The organism is Vibrio sp. 10N.247.311.47 (assembly GCF_041467535.1).
In the GTDB taxonomy this organism is placed as follows: domain Bacteria; phylum Pseudomonadota; class Gammaproteobacteria; order Enterobacterales; family Vibrionaceae; genus Vibrio; species Vibrio crassostreae_C.
On sequence record NZ_JBFSUR010000001.1, the window covers coordinates 176051 to 196831 of the forward strand.

The 20781-nt window shown below is 44.9% G+C and carries 20 protein-coding genes and 1 pseudogene; 15 read left to right on the forward strand and 6 right to left on the reverse strand.

What is annotated here, in order from left to right:
• Window positions 1-91: 91 nt before the first annotated feature.
• The 4 genes and pseudogenes from gloA to AB6E51_RS00765 form a co-directional block, all read left to right on the forward strand.
• The gene (gene gloA / locus AB6E51_RS00750; protein ID WP_017066787.1) at window positions 92-469 is read left to right on the forward strand and encodes a lactoylglutathione lyase; all 378 of its coding nucleotides are present in this window, start codon (window positions 92-94) and stop codon (window positions 467-469) included.
• Window positions 470-483: 14 nt separating this feature from the next.
• The gene (locus tag AB6E51_RS00755; RefSeq protein ID WP_017065285.1) at window positions 484-1581 is read left to right on the forward strand and encodes an alkene reductase; all 1098 of its coding nucleotides are present in this window, start codon (window positions 484-486) and stop codon (window positions 1579-1581) included.
• 110 nt (window positions 1582-1691) lie between these two features.
• Window positions 1692-2558 (forward strand): DMT family transporter, encoded by an 867-nt coding sequence (locus AB6E51_RS00760; RefSeq protein ID WP_372058572.1) that lies wholly within the window; start codon window positions 1692-1694, stop codon window positions 2556-2558.
• A 42-nt stretch (window positions 2559-2600) separates the two neighbouring features.
• Window positions 2601-2717: pseudogene (locus AB6E51_RS00765) on the forward strand (cytochrome c); the annotation flags it as partial.
• 130 nt (window positions 2718-2847) lie between these two features.
• Here the strand turns inward: AB6E51_RS00765 and AB6E51_RS00770 are convergent.
• Together AB6E51_RS00770 and AB6E51_RS00775 are read right to left on the reverse strand one after the other, a co-directional pair.
• Window positions 2848-3342, reverse strand: a complete 495-nt coding sequence (locus tag AB6E51_RS00770; protein ID WP_017060208.1) for a peptidylprolyl isomerase — start codon at window positions 3340-3342, stop codon at window positions 2848-2850.
• Window positions 3343-3465: 123 nt separating this feature from the next.
• Complete coding sequence (locus AB6E51_RS00775) at window positions 3466-4074, reverse strand: TetR/AcrR family transcriptional regulator (RefSeq protein WP_017065287.1); 609 nt, start codon at window positions 4072-4074, stop codon at window positions 3466-3468.
• Window positions 4075-4241: 167 nt separating this feature from the next.
• Between AB6E51_RS00775 and AB6E51_RS00780 the strand changes: the two genes are divergently transcribed.
• A complete protein-coding gene (locus AB6E51_RS00780) occupies window positions 4242-5228 on the forward strand; it encodes a glycosyl transferase family protein (protein WP_081324522.1) in 987 nt (328 codons plus the stop codon).
• 97 nt (window positions 5229-5325) lie between these two features.
• Here the strand turns inward: AB6E51_RS00780 and AB6E51_RS00785 are convergent, their stop codons facing one another.
• Together AB6E51_RS00785 and AB6E51_RS00790 are read right to left on the reverse strand one after the other, a co-directional pair.
• Window positions 5326-5622, reverse strand: coding sequence for a hypothetical protein (locus tag AB6E51_RS00785; protein ID WP_029235295.1), 297 nt, complete (start codon window positions 5620-5622; stop codon window positions 5326-5328).
• A 167-nt stretch (window positions 5623-5789) separates the two neighbouring features.
• Window positions 5790-6023: a hypothetical protein gene (locus AB6E51_RS00790; RefSeq protein WP_017060212.1), complete on the reverse strand. Its 234-nt coding sequence runs from the start codon at window positions 6021-6023 to the stop codon at window positions 5790-5792.
• A 302-nt stretch (window positions 6024-6325) separates the two neighbouring features.
• Here AB6E51_RS00790 and AB6E51_RS00795 point away from each other — a divergent pair, with 302 nt between their 5' ends.
• From AB6E51_RS00795 to udp, 4 genes are all read left to right on the forward strand, one after another.
• Window positions 6326-6742 (forward strand): CBS domain-containing protein, encoded by a 417-nt coding sequence (locus tag AB6E51_RS00795; RefSeq protein WP_017060213.1) that lies wholly within the window; start codon window positions 6326-6328, stop codon window positions 6740-6742.
• 171 nt (window positions 6743-6913) lie between these two features.
• Window positions 6914-8377: an MATE family efflux transporter gene (locus AB6E51_RS00800; RefSeq protein ID WP_371724662.1), complete on the forward strand. Its 1464-nt coding sequence runs from the start codon at window positions 6914-6916 to the stop codon at window positions 8375-8377.
• A 152-nt stretch (window positions 8378-8529) separates the two neighbouring features.
• Window positions 8530-10887, forward strand: a complete 2358-nt coding sequence (locus AB6E51_RS00805; RefSeq protein ID WP_372058571.1) for a zinc/cadmium/mercury/lead-transporting ATPase — start codon at window positions 8530-8532, stop codon at window positions 10885-10887.
• A 282-nt stretch (window positions 10888-11169) separates the two neighbouring features.
• Window positions 11170-11928 (forward strand): uridine phosphorylase, encoded by a 759-nt coding sequence (gene udp, locus AB6E51_RS00810; RefSeq protein ID WP_372139803.1) that lies wholly within the window; start codon window positions 11170-11172, stop codon window positions 11926-11928.
• Between the two features lie 213 nt (window positions 11929-12141).
• On the opposite strand, the gene AB6E51_RS00815 is transcribed toward udp, so the two are convergent.
• Window positions 12142-13308, reverse strand: a complete 1167-nt coding sequence (locus AB6E51_RS00815; RefSeq protein WP_017065293.1) for a DUF1887 family protein — start codon at window positions 13306-13308, stop codon at window positions 12142-12144.
• Window positions 13309-13505: 197 nt separating this feature from the next.
• Window positions 13506-15497, reverse strand: a complete 1992-nt coding sequence (locus AB6E51_RS00820; RefSeq protein WP_229648073.1) for a methyl-accepting chemotaxis protein — start codon at window positions 15495-15497, stop codon at window positions 13506-13508.
• 277 nt (window positions 15498-15774) lie between these two features.
• On the opposite strand from AB6E51_RS00820, the gene hinT reads away from it, so the two are divergent.
• The 6 genes from hinT (at window position 15775) to ycfP (ending at window position 20542) form a co-directional block, all read left to right on the forward strand.
• Window positions 15775-16125, forward strand: a complete 351-nt coding sequence (gene hinT / locus AB6E51_RS00825) for a purine nucleoside phosphoramidase (protein ID WP_017065295.1) — start codon at window positions 15775-15777, stop codon at window positions 16123-16125.
• Window positions 16126-16402: 277 nt separating this feature from the next.
• Window positions 16403-17794, forward strand: coding sequence for a COG3014 family protein (locus AB6E51_RS00830; RefSeq protein ID WP_371720824.1), 1392 nt, complete (start codon window positions 16403-16405; stop codon window positions 17792-17794).
• The gene (locus tag AB6E51_RS00835; protein ID WP_372058570.1) at window positions 17794-18177 is read left to right on the forward strand and encodes a YcfL family protein; all 384 of its coding nucleotides are present in this window, start codon (window positions 17794-17796) and stop codon (window positions 18175-18177) included. The genes AB6E51_RS00830 and AB6E51_RS00835 overlap by 1 nt, the downstream gene beginning before the upstream one ends.
• A gap of 86 nt (window positions 18178-18263) precedes the next feature.
• Window positions 18264-18854, forward strand: a complete 591-nt coding sequence (gene lpoB / locus AB6E51_RS00840) for a penicillin-binding protein activator LpoB (RefSeq protein ID WP_017060223.1) — start codon at window positions 18264-18266, stop codon at window positions 18852-18854.
• Window positions 18855-19039: 185 nt separating this feature from the next.
• Entirely contained in the window at window positions 19040-19894 is an 855-nt protein-coding gene (locus AB6E51_RS00845) for a phosphotransferase (RefSeq protein WP_372058568.1), read from the forward strand.
• 108 nt (window positions 19895-20002) lie between these two features.
• The gene (ycfP, locus tag AB6E51_RS00850) at window positions 20003-20542 is read left to right on the forward strand and encodes an alpha/beta hydrolase YcfP (protein WP_004736262.1); all 540 of its coding nucleotides are present in this window, start codon (window positions 20003-20005) and stop codon (window positions 20540-20542) included.
• Window positions 20543-20781 lie beyond the last annotated feature (239 nt).

Below are 20781 nucleotides of genomic sequence, written 5' to 3' on the forward strand. Positions count from 1 at the left end.
TGTCAGCTCGTATATTAACCCTAACAAAGAAGTGGGTAACCTCCACTCACGATTATATCGGCTCAGGTTGCTGGGCTAAAAAGGGCGAAATATGAAATTCCTACACACAATGATCCGAGTTACTGATTTAGACAAGTCTATCGAGTTCTACACCAAGGTATTGGGAATGAAGGAACTTGAACGCCACGAAAACAAAGAGTACCGCTACACATTGGTTTTTGTTGGCTATGAGCAAGGCGGCACGACTATCGAGCTAACGTACAACTGGGATACGAATGAGTACGAGATGGGCAGCGCGTTTGGTCATCTGGCATTGGGTGTAGAAGATATTTACGCAGCATGTGACAAAATCAAATCGCTAGGTGGCAACGTCACTCGCGAAGCGGGTCCAGTGAAAGGCGGCTCAACTCATATCGCTTTTATTACTGACCCAGACGGCTACCAAATCGAACTGATTCAACTAGGTTAATCGAGGATATAACAATGACAAACGCACTATTTCAACCAATTCAACTTGGTAATATCGAGCTTAAAAACCGTATTGTTATGCCACCGATGACGCGTTCTCGCGCAACGCAACCTGGTAATTCAGCAAACGATATGATGGCGGCTTACTACGCTCAGCGTGCTTCTGCAGGTTTGATTATTGCTGAAGGCACACAAATTTCACCTATGGGTCAAGGCTATGCTTGGACTCCGGGTATCTATTCTGATGAGCAGATCGCTGGTTGGAAAAAAGTGACTGATGCCGTACATGAAAAAGAGGGCGTTATCTTCGCTCAACTTTGGCATGTAGGCCGTGTAACACACCCAGACAACATTGGTGGTGAACAGCCAATCTCGTCTTCTGCACTTAAAGCACAAAACGTAAAGGTATTCATCGATAACGGTACTGATGAACCGGGCTTTGTTGATGTGGTTGAACCTCGTGAAATGACGAAACAAGACATCAAAGAGGTGGTTGAACAGTATCGCCAAGCGGCTTTGAATGCGGTTGAAGCAGGCTTTGATGGTATCGAACTTCACGCAGCGAATGGTTACTTAATCAACCAATTCATCGATTCTGAAGCAAACAACCGCACTGACGAATACGGTGGTTCAATTGAAAACCGTTTACGTTTCCTAGGCGAAGTGGTTGAAGCTATGGTTGAAGCGATTGGTGCTGACCGTGTTGGTGTACGCCTTGCTCCGTTCACATCGTTGAATGGTACGGTTGACGCTACACCAGTAGAGACTTACACAGCGGCGGCAGCACTACTTAACCTATACAAAATTGTTTACCTACACATTGCAGAAGTTGATTGGGACGATGCACCTGAAACGCCAAAAGCATTTAAAGCAGCAGTTCGTGAAGCCTACGAGGGTGTCCTTATTTATGCGGGTAAATACGATAGCGAGCGTGGCGAAAAAGCCGTTGCTGAAGGCGTAACTGACATGGTTGGTTTTGGTCGTCCATTCGTTGCGAACCCAGATTTACCAGCTCGTATTCAAAATGGTTACCCACTTGCAGCGCACGATCCAAACACATTGTTCGGTGGTGCTGAAAAAGGTTTAACGGATTACCCAGAATACGCAGGCTAAAAACAGCTGCCTGAAGCAGAGTATTGAGATAGTATCTCGATCCTGTTGAATGTTTATAAAAAGCAACCTTGCAGAGTCGGGTTGCTTTTTTTGTTATTGGACTAAGTAAAATGATGAACGTGAAAGCGATGCGCGGAGAGCTTTACCTTCTATTTGCCACCCTGCTAGCTGGGGTGGGATGGATTGCATCTAAGCTGGTGGTATTAGAAATGCCTGGGCCAGTGTTCATTGGTGTGCGATTCCTCGTCGCGAGTCTTATTCTTCTGCCATTTTGTATTCACCATATTCGTAAGCTTTCGTTTAAGCAGATTCTGTCTCTTTGCGGCGTGGGTTTGTTGTTGTCTGCCTCATTGCAGGTATGGGTGTTTGCAGTTTCGGTGACTGAAAGCTTGTCGGAAGGGGCATTCATCATGAGCTTAGCCATGATCATTGCACCGTTTGTGTCTTGGATTTTGTTTCGAGTTAAGCCTAATCGCGCGTTTTGGATGTCTTTCCCGATCGCGATTATTGGCATGCTGTTGCTGACTTTGGGTAACGGCTGGCATGTTGAGCAGAGTCAGATTTATTTCTTACTAGCATCGATTTTGTTGTCTGTTCACTTTGTGATGAACAAGCGTGTGATTACCAATATCAAGCCTATCGCATCAATCTGTGTGCAACTGTTTGTGGTGGGTGTGAGTGGTTTAGCCTTTGCTTCTATGACAGCTCAGCCGGAGTTCGAAATCACCAAAACCTTAGTCTTCTGGTTTATTGTCTCTGCGGTGATCGCAACGTCTATTCGTTACTTGCTACAAACGGTCGGTCAGCACTCCGTGAACATGGAAGTGGCGGCATTGATCATGATTCTTGAGCCTGTGTGGACGCTGCTGTTAAGTGTGAGTGTGCTTGGCGAAAGTGTAGAGATGCAGAAGCTGCTCGGTGGGGCGGTGATCATTGCTTCACTATTTTGCTATATCAAATGGTCGAGACGAAAATAAAACACTCGGCGCAAGGCCGAGTGTGGGTTGTTCTTCAAGTGCTTTTCTGAGCCTTATCAGGCGAGTGTTGAACAAGACTTGTCGAGTGCAGAGCAAGGGTTAAATTCTGCGAATAAGACGTGCAAAGGGTGTCACCGTACTTATCGTTCTCGCTGGTAACTATTCTAACAACGAGCTTTGAATACAGGTGGTAAAGTCGAACCCTTACCACCATAGTCCTATCGCACAGCCTTCTTTTCTTTATGCCATCAATTCGAATGCACTAGGGGCGGGAAAGGACGTGAATGAATTAGTCGCGAATAGTGACTTTTGTAATCACAATATCTTCGCAAGGCACATCTTCGTGTCCCCAGCGAATGGTTGTTGGTGCTTTCGCAATTTTGTTTACCACATCCATACCTGCTGAAACCTTACCGAATACCGCGTAACCCCAGCCAGCATTGGTTGTTGAGGTGTGATCTAGGAAATCGTTGTCATCAAGGTTGATGAAGAACTGCGCCGTTGCAGAATGTGGTGCATCAGTCCGAGCCATTGCCACAGAACCAATCACATTCTTCAAACCACGGTTTGCTTCGTTGACGATTGGGGCGCGAGTTGGTTTTTCTGTCATGTCGATAGTGTGACCACCACCTTGAATCATGAAACCTTCAATAACACGGTGAAATGTCGTGCCTTCGTAGAAACCGTCTTGGCAGTATTTAAGGAAGTTTTTCGACGTTACTGGCGCTTTTTCAAGGTTCAGTTCAATCTCGATATCGCCAAAGTTGGTGGTGAAAGTAATCATAGGGTTACCTAAAGTTGAAGTTTTACTGAGTCGTAATGACGAAAGTGGGTTGCAGTATAGGGAAAATAACAGCGGATACCAGTGATGGTTTTATTGTGGTTGAATTCTCATCAACCACCAAAATCACGCCTGATATTGTTTAAGGAACATCTCGACACTTGAAGTAATGATCACTTGTTTGTGCGCAGCATCCGGTGACGGCACATGACCAATGATTTGCGGCCAAAACGCAAAAGACTTAAGCAGACCAATGAACTGCGTGGAGGCGAATTGTGGGTCTAGTTCTACTAAACGACCGTCTGCCAACGCGGCTTTAATCCAGGTTGTAAGTCCACTTTCTGCTTGGGAATATTTTTCCATCGCTTGATGCGCCAGTTCGGCGTTATGGAAATACTCTGAGAACAACACGCGTGACAGGTCGATGAAGCCTTCAGACTCAAGTAACTCAAGTTCTTGATTGGCTATCGACGAAAGCTGTTCTTCAAGTGGCAGTTCTGCTTGATAAGGGAAATGCGTTGCGGCCAGAGTTTTGCTCCAAATGCTGTCTAGAATCTCATCTAAAAGCAGTTCTTTGCTGGCAAAGTGATTGTATACGGTGCGCTTTGATACTTCTGCGCGACTCGATATTTTATCCATGCTGGTGGCCTTGTAGCCATGCTCAGTAAACTCTGCGATAGCAGCGGCAACGATCGATTCACGTTTTCTTTGGCTCAGCGTTTTTTTTACAGTCATCGGGATACTACTCAATATGTCGCGGTTAGCATTACATACGCTAATTTTACACCAGTAAGTTTACTTTTAGAACACCAATCCGCGTATTGGTAATTCGGTCGAGAGCAACTGAATCGCTTTGCAATGCACGGTGGGTATCATAGAATCGAAAGTGTATTCGAATTTTATTGATATCAACGGAAGAGAATAAACAATCAATGAGTAGTATTTTAGAGTGTATTCGTACAGTTGGACGAGGAGAAAGAGGGCGTAAGCCTTTATCGTTCGAACAAGCCTACCGCATCATGGATGAGTATTTAAGCGGAGAAGTCGGTGACGACCAAATGGCTATGCTACTGATGTTGATTCGTGTGCAGAATGAAACCAATGAAGAGATCGCTGGCTTTGTAAAAGCGTTTCAATCTCGAGTGCCAGATTTAGGCGCTGATATTGATTGGCCGTGTTATGCAGGTAAGCGTAACGATAACGCCAGTGGCAAGCCTTGGAACTTGTTGGCGGCAAAAATCTTAGCTGACAATGGCTATAAAGTGTTAATGCATGGCTATATGGATAAGCCGAGCGGTAGGACGCACGTTGAAAGCCATTTGCAAGATGTCGGTGTGCAAAGTGCTGAGAGCCCTGAACATGCTAAGTCGATTCTTGAACAAGACGGCATTGCTTATTTACCGCTAGCTAACTTTGCGCCCGAAGCACAAACCATGATTGGTTGGAAACACCGCTACGGTTTGAGAACACCAATTAACACGGTAGTTCGAGCATTGAATCCTGGTGGTGGCCGTTTAGGTCTGCGTGGCAGTTTCCATCCTGGCTTTCCACAACTTCATGCGGAAGTTGAGCATGTTATCGGAAATAAATCCCACTCGGTGATTTCATTCAAAGGGATGAACGGTGAGTCGGAATATAATCCTAAAGTTAGCCAAACGGTATGGATGAGCTCTCCTGACAAAGTCGAATCGTTCTACTGGGAAGAGATGATGAACCTAGAGCTGCCACTTCCTAGTCAATGTGTACTTGGCACATCGGCTGAAGATATGGCGCTAATGGCGAATACCGTTGTCGACAGCATGACAGCCATTCTCTTTGCAGAAACGCACGATAAAACTGAGGCATACCAGAAAGCGGTGCGCCTGTGGCATGAGTATTGTGCGCGTTAGATGGTGGTTTGTAATCAATGAGAGAAGGTCAGCGAGCGCTGGCCTTTTTATACTTGATTTCTAGCAAGGGCTTTTCGTGAACGCCCAAACAATAAAGCTACTTCACTCGCATCAAGCGATGCATTTTGTCTTCGAACTGAATCTCAATCACCTGTGAGATTTTCATCTTATCAACACGATCAAGCATTCTCGCTTGGTAATCACGTTTTTTCATCCACTCTAGCGGTTCTTTAAAGCCATCTTCATTAATCACAAACGACTGATCGGTAATAGAGTCTTCAAAGATATGAACCACCCAAATGCGTGATTGGAAATCCAATAACTCACTAAAGTAGCTTTTTAACTTAGATAAGGAATTCGTTAGATACGTTTTAGGTGGGGTTTGGGAAGACATAGTAAACCGTATTTGGACAATGAAAATCGGCAAGGGCGCCGTCTGATCATTATAGCCTTTACCCGTTAGGCTTGTCAGGTCGAATTCGGCAGCCATTCACGGCTATTGCGCTTGCTAATGCTACTATGGCTGCCAGTTAGAGATTAACCAAATCAGTGTCGGATTCACTATTTAACGAATAGGCCGAAGTCGATCTCTTGTTCTCTTTGATATTTCACCAGCTTCACTTTTAGGTCGTGTTTTGCTGCTAAATCAATGGCTAAGCATGACATGCGTTTTATCTCATCAACGCAGCTTGATATCAGCGGTTTTTCTTGATTATCGATAGTGGCGATGAGTGTGTTTTCTGTGCCGTCGTTACCTGCGTAAATATACGCGTACATGTTGTTGTCGTGTTGCATGAACTTCCTAAAACGGGATTTCTAATTATTAGTGAGGTGAAGATTACAGGGTTTATTTACGCAGGCTAGCTCGGCTAAGTAAGGTTAAGCAAGGGAAAGTAAGGCTTTGTAAGGGCTCTTTTTTTTCTTTTTTCTGGCGTTCGAAAACGTGCTCAACCCTTTGTTTGTCTCACTTTTTTGTCTTGTTAGGTTTTGCCTATCAATAAAATTGTTGAAATCCATTTAGTAAAATCAAGATTTTAGACAACAATTAACTTAACAAGATAGAAAATATATGACGCAAAGTATTTAGGGAGAACGCAATGCATTCTATTAAAGTGAAAGATTACATGACGCAGCAGGTTGTGACATTTACTCCTGATATGCCGTTAAGTCTAGCGTTAGACAAAGTGATGCGTAGCCACCATATGGGTGGGCCCGTAATCGATGATAACGAACAAGTGATTGGCTTCCTTTCAGAGCAGGATTTACTCGAGAAACTTGTGAAGGTCAGTTACTTCTGCCAAGACACACACCTTGTGGGTGACTGTATGTACCAAGAAGTGCTGTCGGTGTCACCTGACTTATCCATTATTGAATTGGCGGACATGATGCAGGTTGGAAAACCTAAAGCATACCCTGTGATCGATAATCGAAAACTGGTGGGTATTATCACCAGAACTGATGTTTTGAGAGCAATTGGCAAGAACTTGGAAGAATGCTTCAAACATCAGGTATAGTAGCGTGTTAAGAACGATTATTTTTCTCAATACTCTCAATTGAAAAAAGGCGCACTAGCGCCTTTTTTCTGTATAGCGCTTTTCTTGGTCGATCCTTTCTTTTTGGATCCCTAGCCAGTTGAACAGTTGATTAGGCTTTAGCTCTTGGGTATTCCAACTTTTGGAGGTTTCATGTCAAATCAAACGGCAAAGTTTGTTGAAGGTTCAACGATGCGCCACATATTGGTGATGTCGGGGGCTGGCTCTGTCGGTTTGATGGCGTTATTTGTGGTCGATCTGCTCGACATGCTGTTTATCAGTATGCTCGGACAGGTTGAATTGGCTGCTGCGGTAGGCTTTGCAGGTACGCTGACTTTCTTTTCTACCTCCGTTTCTATCGGTACTTCCATTGCCATGGGCGCATTAGTGTCCAAAGCCATCGGCTCCAAGAATCAAGAGCACGCTCGAAACCTAAGCACCAGTATCATGCTGACTGCGTTTGTTATCAGTTCAACCATAACTGCAATCATGTTCGCTTATATTCCAGAGCTGCTAGCCGCGATAGGCGCCAAAGGCATTGCAGCCGAACGCGCTCAAGCTTACCTACAGATTTTGCTACCTAGTGGTCCATTTTTGGCGTTAGCGATGGCAGCGGGTGCGGGCTTAAGAGCGGCAGGTGATGCTAAGCGTTCGATGTGGGCAACTTTGTCTGGCGGCATTGTTAACGCGATTCTCGATCCTCTGTTTATTTTTGGTTTTGGTTGGAACATCGAAGGGGCGGCTATCGCTTCGGTTGTCGCTCGTTTCTCGGTGCTATTCTTTTCGCTTTATCCTCTTATTCGCAGCCATCAGCTGGTAGCTCCGCCTTCTTTTGTGCAATGGCGCATTAATATTCGACCAATATTGGCGATTGCGCTGCCTGCGATTATCACTAATACTGCAACGCCTATCGGTAATGCGATTGTGACAACGGGTATCGCACAATATGGTGAGGACTTTGTCGCGGGCTTTGCCGTGATAGGTCGTCTGACGCCAGTTTGTTTTGCGGTTATCTTTGCCTTGTCTGGCGCTGTGGGGCCAATCATTGGTCAGAACTTTGGTGCTGAACGCATGGACCGAGTGAAGGAAACACTCAATAACTCATTGCTGGTTACTACGGCATACACTATCGCTGTTTGTATTCTGTTGTACTTCGTTCAAGGTTATGTCATTCAAGGTTTTAGTCTACAAGGTGATGCAGCAATCATTGTGGCAGCTTTCTGTACCTATGTGGCGTTAACCTTCACCTTTAACGGTGCGCTATTTGTTGCCAACACCTCTTTTAATAACTTAGGCAAACCGCTTTATTCGACAGCATTGAATTTGGGCAAAGCCACGTTAGGTACTCTGCCGTTCGTCTATCTAGGTTCGGAGTGGTATGGCGCTTTGGGTGTTCTTTATGGTCAAGCTTTGGGTAATGTTCTGTTCGGAATTTTAGGTATCTTGGTGCTTCGACATCATATCGCTGAACTGATGCAAGGATCTCAAGTTGATCCAGTGGAAGACGATGTGTCGATTGTCAGCCTAAACACACAGCCATTCTGTTCACACGATGCGGTGCTTATTGATGATGTATCGGCGAACCGTGAAGAGTGTGCGGAGCTTAAATCTCAGTAAGCCATCGGCGCTGGCATAATATTTTTGTTTTCTTGAAACTTCTTCTTGACCTTGGAGTAGCCTCCAAGGTTTATACTTTTGATGAACTTAAGGTTCTGTTGCTCGTGAGTTAGCAACAACCTCAAGGCTTTTGAGTATTAAGGAGATACATTATGTGCGCAAAACATGCAGCGTGCCGCTCAGCAAAAGTGGACGTTCAACCTCAAGCGGCAGGAGCAAGTTGCTCTAGCCCTAAAATTTCAAGCATCACAGCAGCAGGTACTTCATCTGGTTGTTGTAGCTCTTCTGCTACTTCGTCATCGTCTGGAGATGATTGTTGTAGTTCGTCGGACAGTGGAGAAGAAGACAGTCAGTCCTCAACTTTATCTCTCGACGCCAAATTTTCGAAAAGTTGGCTGGTTGCCGGAATGGACTGCCCAGCTTGTGCAAGAAAAATAGAAAACGCGATCAGCAATATTGACGGTGTTATTCAAGCGAAGGTTCTCTTTGCTACCGAAAAGCTGGTTGTGAAATTCGATAATCAAAGCCTTGCTGACACCATTGAACAGGTCTCTATCAAAACGGGTTTCCCTCTTACGGAAGTCGGTTCAAAGAAAGAAAAACAACAACCTGAGACTTTTTGGCAAGCTTATATCCAACCTAATTTACAGATTATCGCGATTGCAGCGGCAATGCTGTTTGCGGCGCTTGTAAAAATCACCTCACCTCAATTAAGTGAAGGCTTGTTTACGGTAACTTGTCTGCTTGGTTTATATCCGGTGGCGAAGAAAGCGGTTCAGCTGGCGCGTTCAGGTACACCGTTTGCTATTGAAACCTTAATGAGTGTTGCCGCGCTGGGTGCTTTGTACCTTGGCGAAACTGCGGAAGCAGCGATGGTTCTATTGTTGTTCTTGATTGGTGAGCGCTTAGAAGCGTTTGCTTCATCAAGAGCAAGAAGTGGCGTTCAAGCGCTAATGGCATTGGTACCAGAAAACTCGACTAAGATCATCAACGGCGAGCGTGTAGAAGTAGCAGTCAGTGAACTGGTTCCAGGTGATGTGATTGAAGTGGCCGCGGGCTCTCGTTTACCTGCTGACGGCCAATTGATTACAGACGCGGCAAGCTTTGATGAAAGTGCGTTAACCGGTGAATCTGTTCCTGTTGAACACATCGAAGGCAATAGCATCATGGCTGGCGCTGTGGTGGTCGATAAAGTGGTTCGTATCACCATCACTTCAAAACAGGGTGAGAACGCGATCGATCGCATTCTTCATCTGATTGAAGAAGCAGAGTCTCGTAAAGCACCACTAGAGCGATTCCTCGATAAGTTCAGCCGTTGGTACACACCGTTAATGATGGTAGTGGCTCTGTTGGTCATCATCACACCACCATTGTTGTTTGCGCAGCCATGGGAAACATGGGTTTACCGTGGCCTAGCGCTATTGTTGATTGCTTGTCCGTGTGCCTTGGTTATCTCGACTCCTGCAGCGATTACCTCTGGCTTAGCAGCAGCAGCGAAACGTGGCGCGCTCATTAAAGGCGGCGCAGCGCTAGAGCAGCTTGGTAAAATCCAAACCATCGCCTTCGATAAGACAGGCACACTGACCGAAGGTAAGCCTCAGGTTACGGATATTCAACCTCTATCGGGGTGGCAACAAGACGCGATGCTGCGTGTGGTTGGGGCGATTGAAGTTGGCTCTACTCACCCGTTGGCGCAGTCACTTGTCGCTAAAGTAAAAGACCTGAATATTGAGATTCCTGAATCACACAACAAGAAAGCGTTGATTGGTAGTGGTGTTGAAGGGGATGTTGATGGTGTTAAGTATCAGGTTCTGTCACCGTCTAAAGTCACGTTCGAACTTGGTGCCGATGTGGTTTCTCAGGTAGAAGCATTAGAAGGTGAGGGCAAGACGGTTGTGGTTGCTCTTGAGGTTAAAGATCAAGAAGAATCAACAGAGCAAGCTACGACGGTGATTGGTCTGATTGCTTGGCAAGATACGTTACGCAGTGACGCTAAGCTTGCGATTGAACGACTTAATGAATTAGGTATTCAATCTATCATGTTGACCGGCGATAATCCGCGCAGTGCAGCAGCGATCAGTAGCAAGATTGGTATGCAGTACAAGGCAAGCCTATTGCCAAGCGACAAGGTATCTTACGTTGAGGAGTTATCTCAACAGTCGCACGTGGCGATGGTCGGTGATGGCATTAATGATGCACCAGCAATGAAAACGGCGAATGTCGGCATCGCAATGGGTGGTGGTACGGATGTCGCTTTGGAAACGGCGGATTCAGCACTGACTCATAACCGTTTAACTGAGCTGCCAGCGATGATTGAACTGTCGCAAGCGACCATGAACAACATCCGTCAAAACGTAGCCCTTGCGCTTGGTTTGAAGGTCGTATTCTTGGTGACAAGCTTGTTAGGTATTACCGGTTTGTGGGTGGCAGTTTTAGCGGATAGTGGTGCAACTGCATTGGTGACATTGAACGCATTGCGTCTGCTTCGATTTAAATCTAAAGCGGACTAAATCGAGCTCACCGACATAGAGCATTCTTAATATAAAAGCGCCTTTAGCGGTAATACGTTAAAGGCGCTTTTTGTCTCATTAGTATGCAACATAGGTGTGCGGATTGCTTATTTTTGTGATGCCAATCGGTTTTTTGTGAAACTTGAATTATTGTTGCGATCATTCATGTGACATGTGTCACTTCATTTTGTAATGAGCTTGGTTAGAGTGTGTTCGTACCCCACGAATTTACTATGAGCTTAAATAAGGGTAAAAAGCCCAATAAGCCAAAAGGAGCGAACTATGTCTCAAGCTGTTTTCCACTTAGGTGTTACTGAAGCAGATCTTAACGGTGCTACTCTTGCGATCATCCCTGGTGATCCTGCTCGTGTGCAAAAAATTGCAGAAGAGATGGAGAACCCAGTATTCCTTGCTAGTCACCGTGAATACACGCTTTACCGCGCAGAGCTAGACGGCAAACCAGTTGTTGTATGTTCAACAGGTATTGGTGGTCCATCGACTTCTATCGCAGTTGAAGAGCTTGCTCAACTTGGTGTTCGCACTTTCCTACGTGTTGGTACGACTGGTGCTATCCAACCTCACGTAAACGTGGGTGACATGATTGTTTCTACAGGTTCTGTTCGTCTAGACGGCGCTAGCCTACACTTTGCTCCTATGGAGTTCCCAGCAGTGGCTGACTTTGAAGTTGCAACAGCAATGAAAGCGGCAGTTGATGAATCAGGTGCAACAGTTCACATGGGCGTAACGGCATCAAGCGATACGTTCTACCCAGGTCAAGAGCGTTACGACACGTTCTCTGGTCGCGTTGTTAAGCGCTTCCAAGGCTCTATGCAAGAATGGCAAGACATGGGCGTTCTAAACTTCGAGATGGAATCTGCAACACTGCTAACTATGTGTGCAAGTTCTGGTCTGAAAGCAGGTTGTGTTGCTGGTGTAATCATCAACCGTACTCAAAAAGAGACGCCTGATCACGACACTCTAAAAGTAACAGAAGCACGTTCAATCAAAGTGGTTGTAGAAGCCGTTCGTAAAATGCTTTAAGTCTTAAAGTGCTCTGAGTTTTAGAGAGCATTAAGTCTTCAAGTGACATTAAATTTTGAAAATGGCCGCATCGTATGATGCGGCCATTTTTTTGTGCCGTCTGAAAGTAATCAATAGAGAAAACAGACAACAAAAAAGGCGAGTGACTTAATCGTCATTCGCCTTTTTAACAATCTGCTTAAGAGCATTGAGCTCTCATGAGCTTATTGGTTTTTAGTACTCTAGATCTTCACTGCCACCCGCAGCTGTAAACCATGCCGTTAGGTGTGTTTTAAGATCTTTCAATTCGTCAGGGCCAATCAATGCAAGGCCAAGATCTTCAGCTCGTGTGATGTCGTTATGGCGAAGAGGGCGGAAGCTCACTAACATTGCACGTGCTTGTAGGCCACCTAGCAGGTCTCTAAGCGATTCCAGTTTGTACAAGGTGTCATCACCATCATCACGCATGCCTTTGGTCTTACATTCGATGATGTGCAGCTTATTGTTCACCACAGAGGCAACATCAAGCTCGTTACGAACCTCACGTTCACCCAGTTGACGGTATACCTGAACATTCAAAGAACGGTCTTGAATGGTCGGCATGTCATCTTGGATCTGCTTAACTGTGCTGTGAACCAAGGTTTCAAGCCATTCACCGTTTGAGAAGCGGCGCGCGTCTTCGTTGGCAAAGGTCAAAATACCATTGTCGTAAGTCGCAATTTTAGCTTCAACCAAATCGCTCAGCAGCATGTTGAGCTCGCGATAGCCTTGTTGCTTCTCAGATAGGCCTACATCAAGTTTTTGTTCTTTACGGCAGGTCGTTGCTAGGTAGTTCAATGTCGCAAGGCCAGGGCCTAGTTCGAGTGCGTTACTTGCCCAACGTTCACCCAGTTCATAAAGTTTCTGATCCAGTTGCGGAGACAGCTGAACATCGCTGAATTCACCGCGAGCACCGAACACAGTTAGGTAGTCGTCGATAGTGATGCGGTCTTGAACTTGTGCGTCTTCTTTACCATTAGGGTACAACCAGCAAAGCTTGTCGCTATTTGGTTCAACCACGAAGATTGGCCAGTGGTAAGTACGGAATACTTCGTACACAGAAAGTAGGCGGTGACGGAGGCCACAACTTGCGTTGAGCTTCACTTCTTGACCGCGTGCTTTGAGGTCTTCGGCAAGGGTTTGGATAGATTCTTTAATGACAGATGTATTTACGATGGTCGGAATTTCGAAAAACTCACTCGTAATGTCGCGCTTGTGCAAAACGCTGTCTAAACGTTTGTACATACTGACTTGATTTTTGTCACCGATAAACACGATGTGAGTGCTGACCGTTCGGTTATCAAGTAATGGGGTGAGCAAGCGAATGGGGTCTTGATCGATAATGCCAACATGAACAGCCATATAAATTCCTTAATAGCGGCTCGCTCATAAAGGTGAAAGAAAAAACGGGAAGCAGCAAGCCTTAATAATCATATAATGACAAAGCTCATAAAAAACAAGGGCAACCCTTGATAAAAGTTGCCCTAGCTCAATTAGTCACCACTATTGGGTAAGAAGTCTCAACAATCTCACTAAATATCTATCGATTCTTCATTTATCTATAGTTTGAATTGATGTACTAAATCACCTTGCTGATTCGCCAAAATTGTTAGGTTTTGGCTGGCTTCTGCAATTGAAGACATCGCTTGGTAACTCTTATCTGCGATATGGTTGATGTCTTCGATGTTGCGTGCAATATCACCAGACGTTTCACTCTGCTCAGCGGCTGCTTGAGAGATGTGTGTACTCATGTGGCTGATCTCTAGAATCAAGGCTTGGATCTCTTCCATCGCACTGTTTGCACTTGAAGCTTGTTGAACCGACATGTCCATATCGCTCATACAGCTTTCAATAACGTTGCTTGCTGTTTTCGAGCTTGATTGCAGGTTACTGATCATGGTCTCGATTTCAGAGGTCGATTGAGTGGTCTTTTGCGCTAGCACTCGTACTTCATCGGCAACGACTGCAAACCCACGGCCTTGTTCACCAGCACGCGCTGCTTCGATTGCCGCGTTAAGTGCAAGTAGGTTGGTTTGTTCTGCAATACCACGAATAACGTCAAGGATTGAACCAATCTGGCTACTCATCTGTTGCAGTTCGCCTACAGCGCCCACTGATTCAGTAAGGCGAACCTCAAGCTGATTAATGGTGCTGATGTTGGTGTTCATGATCTGACGACCAGATTCAGAAGCCGATTCTACTTGTTGAACCATGCTTAGTGAGCTTTGCGCGCTGTTCGCTACTTCTTGTACAGAATGAGACATCTCTGTCATTGCGGTCGCAACGGTAGCGGTTTGCTCACGTTGGCTGTTCAGTTGAGCCTGTGTTTCTGTAGAGGTTTTTTGGTTGACGCTTGCTGTCTTGGTTAGGTCATCTGAAGCGTCATTCAGCTTCACAAGGATGTTGTGTAGGTTGTCCGCCAAGGTATTGATGTGACGGCTCACACGGCTGAACTCGTTGTCGTAGCGAATATCGATACGCTGAGTCATATCACCTTCGGTTAGACCTTCTAATGTACCTAGGATGCGAGTTAATGGCTCTCTTACGCTATGTGCAATGTGGTAACCAATTGCAGCAGCGAACACGGTCACAACAATGCCAATGGCAATCGCGTTGAATAGGCCTTTGTCGTAGATGCTGCTTGCGTCTGCTAGTGATGAGTTGAGTTGCTCTTCAGCAGTCACGTTGAACGAGTCCAAAACAGCCATTGCTTGGTCAACTTCTACGGCTAGGTTGGCGATGTTCACGTACAGCGCTTGCTTGGCTTGTAGGTAGTTGTTGTGTTTGTCTAGTACGCCACCTTTCTGACCAACGTCTTTGGTGAACTTCTGAACTGACTCATCGAAGACATTCTTAAGTGCTGGTAGTTGTGTTGATAGGCCGCGATAAGCGTAGTTAAGATGAGTAACGGCCTTTTTGTTTTGGTTAACGGCTTTCTGAACGAAGGCAACATCAGAGCTCGCAAGTGCATCAGAGGTGATGACTTCTGCATCTTGCAGTTTAATGAAGTAGCTCTTTGCCATCACTTTTACAGAGATGCTTTTTTGGTCGGCGACGTACTCTTTCATGCCAACGGTTAATTCTGAATGTAAACGTTGGAAGTCACGAGAGGCTTTTTGCACTTGTTCTTGCGCTTCGAACATCGCAACGTAGTTGTTCATCGCTTCGTCAGCTTCGGCGAAGTAGCGTTCTTCCATTGCTCTTAATTGCGCGATACGTTCAATAAGTGAAGCATTGTTTTGGCTTGCCGCTTCTAAACTACCGAGAACTTCTGAAAACGAGTTTTGTGATGCAGCAAATTCTGTACGCATTGCAGACATGCGTTCAGCGTTTTGTGTGGTTAAGAAATCTTTGAATGACTTATCAGCAGAAAGCAATTGAACACTTGTTTGATTTGAAAGCGCAACAAGTGGCAATGAGGTTTCTGAGACACTCTCAAAATTGCTGTGTATCTGATTCATGCTGTTCATCATGATGGTTATCGTGACTGCGAACATGATGATGATCAGTGCGAAACCAGCGTACATACGCTTGATCACAGATCCCTTCATGGCTTTCTCCCTAAATAAAAATGCAGACCTAATGTCAGGTCAAAGTAAAACTAACAAAATTGTCAGCATTCTATTGAGCTCGGCTTACGCGTTTTATGACGCATACGTCAAAAATAACGCTCAGTTATAACCAACATGCCATTCTTGAGAGCTAAGGCTCGTTTTCTTTGATTTGAACGGTGTTTTTTATTATGCTTTAAAGCAGATTTATTGTGGTTTGATGCGGCATAGCGCATACTCAAAGCATTAAAAAATAAATGTTTTATCGGAGAGAAACATGGCTGAAGAAACCATTTTTACTAAGATCATCAACAAAGAAATCCCAGCAGATCTACTATACCAAGACGATTTAGTAACCGCATTCCGCGATATTAACCCTCGTGCGCCAAGCCATATCCTAATCATCCCAAACAAGCTGATTCCGACAACCAACGATGTTGAAGTCGAAGATGAAGCGATGATGGGGCGCATGTTTACTGTTGCTCGTAAGTTAGCAAAAGAAGAAGGCATCGCAGAAGATGGCTATCGTCTTATCGTGAACTGTAACTCTCACGGTGGCCAAGAGGTTTATCATATTCACATGCACTTGGTTGGTGGTCGTCCACTTGGCCCCCTATTAATGAGCTAATGAAAAGCTAACGAGTTAATGAAAGCTAATGAGCTAGTTTAAACGCGCTCATTAGTGGGTTAACACAAGTAGTTAGTTGGAAAATTTGTAGTTTGTATGCCAACTTTAAGTTCTATCTGTTGTCTGAATGTCGGCATCGCTTAGGCAGAGGCTATATCAGTAGGATTTCAACTGGCTTGAGATCCTTTTTACAACATGTTTCGTTTTGATAATGAGACCATTAAAGGTCAGCAGACCCTAATAAAGTAGGCATTTTAAACATGCACGGAGACGATAAGTGAAGCAACAGTTTAGATTCGCTTCCATTGCCCTGTTATCGGCGTTGACCGTAGGTTGTGCGAGTATGTCTGCAGGAAGCCTGTTCAGCCATTACAGCGCACAGAACAAAGCGATCTACCAAGCCGTTAAATCTGGAGATTATTCAGAGGCTCAGCAAGAGCTACCAGATTACGCGGCAGGCGACATCCTTGATAACTTTGAAAGAGGCAGAATTAATCTGCTGGATCAAAAATACCCTGAGAGTAAGGCTTCGTTTGAAGTGGCTGATCAGGCGGTTACTGAGCAGCAACGCAAAGCCGTGATCTCAATCTCAGACAGTGCAACCAGTGTGGGTGCGTTGGCTGTGAATGACAATATTACCGAGTATGTGCCAGCCGATTATGAGTTGGGCTTTCTTCATCTATATCTCGGTTTAAATTACCTTAAGAAAAACGACTTAGAAGGTGCGGTGATCGAAATGCGTCGCGCCAACCAAGTTCAAGAACAAGCGAAGAAGCAACGCGAAGCAGAATTAGACAAAGCAGCCAGCGATGCGAAGAAGCAAGGCTTGTCTGCCAATGTGGGTAGCATCCTTGCTAATTACCCTGATGCGGGTAAAAAGCTGCAGTCAGTACAGAATGCGTATCTGATGTTCTTGTCTGGTCTGCTTTATGAAGCGTCAAATGACTTAAACAGCGCCTACGTTGACTATCGTCGCGCTTTGGCTGTGATGCCAGAGAACCAAGAAATCATCGATAGAACCATGGCAACAGCCGCTCGTTTAGGGATGCGACAAGATTTAGCGACGTTAGAAAAACGCTATAAGCAATCTTCTAAACTTAGTGCAGGTGAAGGGCGAGTGATTGTTCTTCAAGAGCAGAGCGCTGTACAAGCTATGGACAGTTGGCGACTGGATTTACCTGTTTATGACAGTCGCGATCAGGGGGCAATATACTCTCTTGCGCTGCCATATTACCCAAGTCAAAACGTAGAGCGCTTTTCTGCCTTGCGAATCAGCGGACAGCCGCTACAAGAACATTTGATCACTGATGTAAACGCGATGGCGCAGAACGATCTATCTGAACGTATGACGAGCATTGTTATTCGCCAAGCGCTACGTGTAGTCGCGAAAGATCGCATTCGTAAAGAGGCAACCAAAGGCGATGATGTCGGTAATATTCTGTTCAACGTGTGGAACACACTGACAGAGCAACCAGACACTCGTAGTTGGCAATCATTACCTGCAGAGATTAAGAGCAGCACGTTTGTAGCAAACAGCGGTCAATATACGTTGGAAGCGGGCGCTAAAACGTACGACTTTGATATTCGAGGAGGGCAGACCACCTTGGTGTGGATTTCTCGACAAGGAAACAATGCAACAATGTGGCATAAACAGCTAGGGAGGCTGTAATGAAAAAGTGGTTAGTGAGCTTAGCAGCGGTTATGGCTCTGGCTGGTTGTGCTGATAATACAGCTGGCGTAAGGGTCGATAGTCTGACTCAGAACGTTTTCTTTGGTGACAAGGTATTGGGCAGCCATTTACAGGTTGAAGATATTCGCACCGATCTGGTCGACGGTCATACGCGAGGAATCGTTCGTTTAAACAGTAACTATAAAGGCGATCAACATATTCTTTATCGTTTTTACTGGTACGACGATGCCGGGCTTGAGGTCAACCTTAAACAAGGTCCTTGGAAGCAAGCGATTGTTCGTGGTTTTGAAAGTATTTCGTTGTCGGAAGTGTCGGTAAACCCGAAAGCGACTCAGTTCAGAGTCCAGTTCCGAGAGCAGTAAGTTAGATTAAACGGGTCTCATGATTCGTAAATACAAGAATTTAAGAGTGTGGGTAACCCCGCTCAGTGATAAGTTGAGGAAACAAAATGAAAAAGAGTGTCATTGCGCTACTAGGTTTAGCGGTTATTTTAGGCGGTTGTTCAAACAAGGTAAGCTACGGTGATGCACAAGCAGTAGAAACCACGACAATCGATTTCGGTTCAACTGACCTTCAAACGATTGCGGGTGAAATGGTCGATAGCATGATGGCGTCTGGTTCTGTGTCTTACATTACTCGTGAACAGCGTCCAATCGTGTTTGTAGAGCGAATCAAGAACAAAACAAGTGAGCACATCGATACTGAGTCAATCACTGACACTATCAGTACTAAGATGCTGAACTCTGGTAAGTTCCGTTTCGTTGATATGGACCGTGTAGAGTCTGTTCGTGACCAATTGAACTTCCAAAACAACGATGAGCTTGTAAACCAAAGTTCAGCGATTCAATTCGGTAAAATGGTTGGTGCTCAGTACATGCTGTACGGCAACCTATCAAGCATCGTTAAGAAAGCGGGTAGCGATGAAGACGTATACTACAAAATGACGATGCGTCTAATGGATCTTGAGTCTGGCTTGATTGAATGGGCTGACGAGACTGAAATCCGTAAGCAACAATCTAAGAGCCTACTAGGCCTTTAATTTCGCTTACTTGCCAACTATGCGCAGCCGGATTTGACAATGTCTAGTATTGGCAGCGCTTAATCTTGACAGCGTATAGCTTGGTCACACGCCAATGCAGTGCATGATGTGCTGTTTATGAAGAGACACTGGCTTTTGGTCAGTGTCTTTTTTGTAGGGAATGAAGACGTTTATAGGGAGTAAATATGGCAATTTTTTCTTGGTCTGAGGCTAAGCTTCTTGATACCAGTTTGAGTTCGCTTGACGGTTACTTTTCTGAGCCTCCAGTTAGAGCACAGACATTAACAGGCGGTTTGACCAATCGATGTTGGAAGTTGGTCGATGCCGATGGTACTGCGTATGTTTGGCGGCCAACCACACCTATCACCAAAGCGTTCTTCATTTCTCGCCATGAAGAGTACCAAGTGCTGTCTGCCATTGAGCGACTCGGTATCGGGCCAAGCCCAATGGTAGTGAATGAGCAGGGGTTACTGGTTGAGTGGATTGCGGGTGAGACACTTTACGAAGATCTAGAACTCGATGACCTGTTGAAAACGCTGATCTCTGTTCATCTGGTTAATACTGCGCGATTACCACTGCAACCATTCAGTTTCACGGCGCGAGTCGATCATTACTGGCTCCAACTTGATGCGATTCATAAGACTGAAACCTGCACCAAGATTTATCAAGAGTGGCGCGTGGCTCCAAGTATCCCAAATGTTGACCTGTCTTTGTGCCATTTTGATTTAGGTGGTTATAACTTAGTGAGAAATAGTGATGGGATTAAGATTATTGATTGGGAATATGCAGCATTAGCAGACCCTAGACTTGATCTTACGCTGACCATTGCTGTTGCAGTATTACCAGTTGCTGAAGCCGTTAATCAGTACTGTCAGCTGCGAGGCATCCATGATGCCCAACCTTGGCTTGATGGGGTAGAAGCATGGTTACCAAGAAGCCAAATGATGGCGATGCTGTGGTATTTACTTGCGCATCAGCTCTGGGGCGATGAAAGTTATCTGCGTGAAGCAGAGGCGCTGAGTCACACTTTATGTAGCTAGGATCACGTTTAGGAAGTGAAAAATATAATTTCGTTCGTGTTCCCTTTAAAACCTTATTTTTCATGTTAGATTAATTAAAACGTACCAATATTCAACAAGGAGGTACTAATGATTATTTATCTACATGGCTTCGACTCAACTAGCCCTGGCAATCACGAAAAAATACTGCAGTTGCAATTCATTGATGATGACGTTCGTTTCATTAACTACAGTACTTTGCATCCAAAACACGATATGCAACATTTGCTAAAAGAAGTGCATAAAGTGATAGAGCAATCCGATGACCCGCATCCGATTATTTGTGGTGTAGGCTTAGGTGGTTTTTGGTCTGAACGTATTGGTTTTTTATGTGGTATCAAGCAGGTGGTGTTCAACCCGAATCTGCACCCTGAGAACAACATGGTAGGTCGAATTGACCGTCCAGAAGAGTACGAAGACATCGCGACTAAGTGTGTTGCTCAATATCGTATGAAGAACAAAGGTCGCTGTTTAGTGGTGCTTTCTCGTGAAGATGAGATTCACGACAATACCAAAACAGCTGCCGCGTTAGAAGATTATTATGATGTCATCTGGGACGAAAAAGAGAGTCATAAGTTCAAAAAAATCTCTCAGCACTTGAAGACAATGAAAGCGTTTAAAAACGCTTAATTATTCCAGTTATTTTATAAAAGCAGCACTCAATTGAGTGCTGCTTTTTTTACATCTGAACCCAAGAGCCGAACATTAATCAAATGGTTGTAGTTATTTTTTGAAGAGTTTGAGCATTTAAAGATAAGTTTGCGCAAACGTTAACTAATTCGCCGCGAATCCTCATTGTGGGTAAGGATTTTTGTTGCGGTCATCTTTTTGCTATATATAATGTTCCCAAGCAAAATATTTTGATAAAT

Bases quoted from the DNA above. Each gene is read 5' to 3' on its own strand.
- gloA (WP_017066787.1), top strand. From the start codon at position 92: ATGAAATTCCTACACACAATGATCCGAGTTACTGATTTAGACAAGTCT.
- AB6E51_RS00755 (WP_017065285.1), top strand. From the start codon at position 484: ATGACAAACGCACTATTTCAACCAATTCAACTTGGTAATATCGAGCTT.
- AB6E51_RS00760 (WP_372058572.1), top strand. From the start codon at position 1,692: ATGATGAACGTGAAAGCGATGCGCGGAGAGCTTTACCTTCTATTTGCC.
- AB6E51_RS00770 (WP_017060208.1), bottom strand. From the start codon at position 3,342: ATGATTACTTTCACCACCAACTTTGGCGATATCGAGATTGAACTGAAC.
- AB6E51_RS00775 (WP_017065287.1), bottom strand. From the start codon at position 4,074: ATGACTGTAAAAAAAACGCTGAGCCAAAGAAAACGTGAATCGATCGTT.
- AB6E51_RS00785 (WP_029235295.1), bottom strand. From the start codon at position 5,622: ATGTCTTCCCAAACCCCACCTAAAACGTATCTAACGAATTCCTTATCT.
- AB6E51_RS00790 (WP_017060212.1), bottom strand. From the start codon at position 6,023: ATGCAACACGACAACAACATGTACGCGTATATTTACGCAGGTAACGAC.
- AB6E51_RS00795 (WP_017060213.1), top strand. From the start codon at position 6,326: ATGCATTCTATTAAAGTGAAAGATTACATGACGCAGCAGGTTGTGACA.
- AB6E51_RS00800 (WP_371724662.1), top strand. From the start codon at position 6,914: ATGTCAAATCAAACGGCAAAGTTTGTTGAAGGTTCAACGATGCGCCAC.
- AB6E51_RS00805 (WP_372058571.1), top strand. From the start codon at position 8,530: ATGTGCGCAAAACATGCAGCGTGCCGCTCAGCAAAAGTGGACGTTCAA.
- udp (WP_372139803.1), top strand. From the start codon at position 11,170: ATGTCTCAAGCTGTTTTCCACTTAGGTGTTACTGAAGCAGATCTTAAC.
- AB6E51_RS00815 (WP_017065293.1), bottom strand. From the start codon at position 13,308: ATGGCTGTTCATGTTGGCATTATCGATCAAGACCCCATTCGCTTGCTC.
- AB6E51_RS00820 (WP_229648073.1), bottom strand. From the start codon at position 15,497: ATGAAGGGATCTGTGATCAAGCGTATGTACGCTGGTTTCGCACTGATC.
- hinT (WP_017065295.1), top strand. From the start codon at position 15,775: ATGGCTGAAGAAACCATTTTTACTAAGATCATCAACAAAGAAATCCCA.
- AB6E51_RS00835 (WP_372058570.1), top strand. From the start codon at position 17,794: ATGAAAAAGTGGTTAGTGAGCTTAGCAGCGGTTATGGCTCTGGCTGGT.
- lpoB (WP_017060223.1), top strand. From the start codon at position 18,264: ATGAAAAAGAGTGTCATTGCGCTACTAGGTTTAGCGGTTATTTTAGGC.
- AB6E51_RS00845 (WP_372058568.1), top strand. From the start codon at position 19,040: ATGGCAATTTTTTCTTGGTCTGAGGCTAAGCTTCTTGATACCAGTTTG.
- ycfP (WP_004736262.1), top strand. From the start codon at position 20,003: ATGATTATTTATCTACATGGCTTCGACTCAACTAGCCCTGGCAATCAC.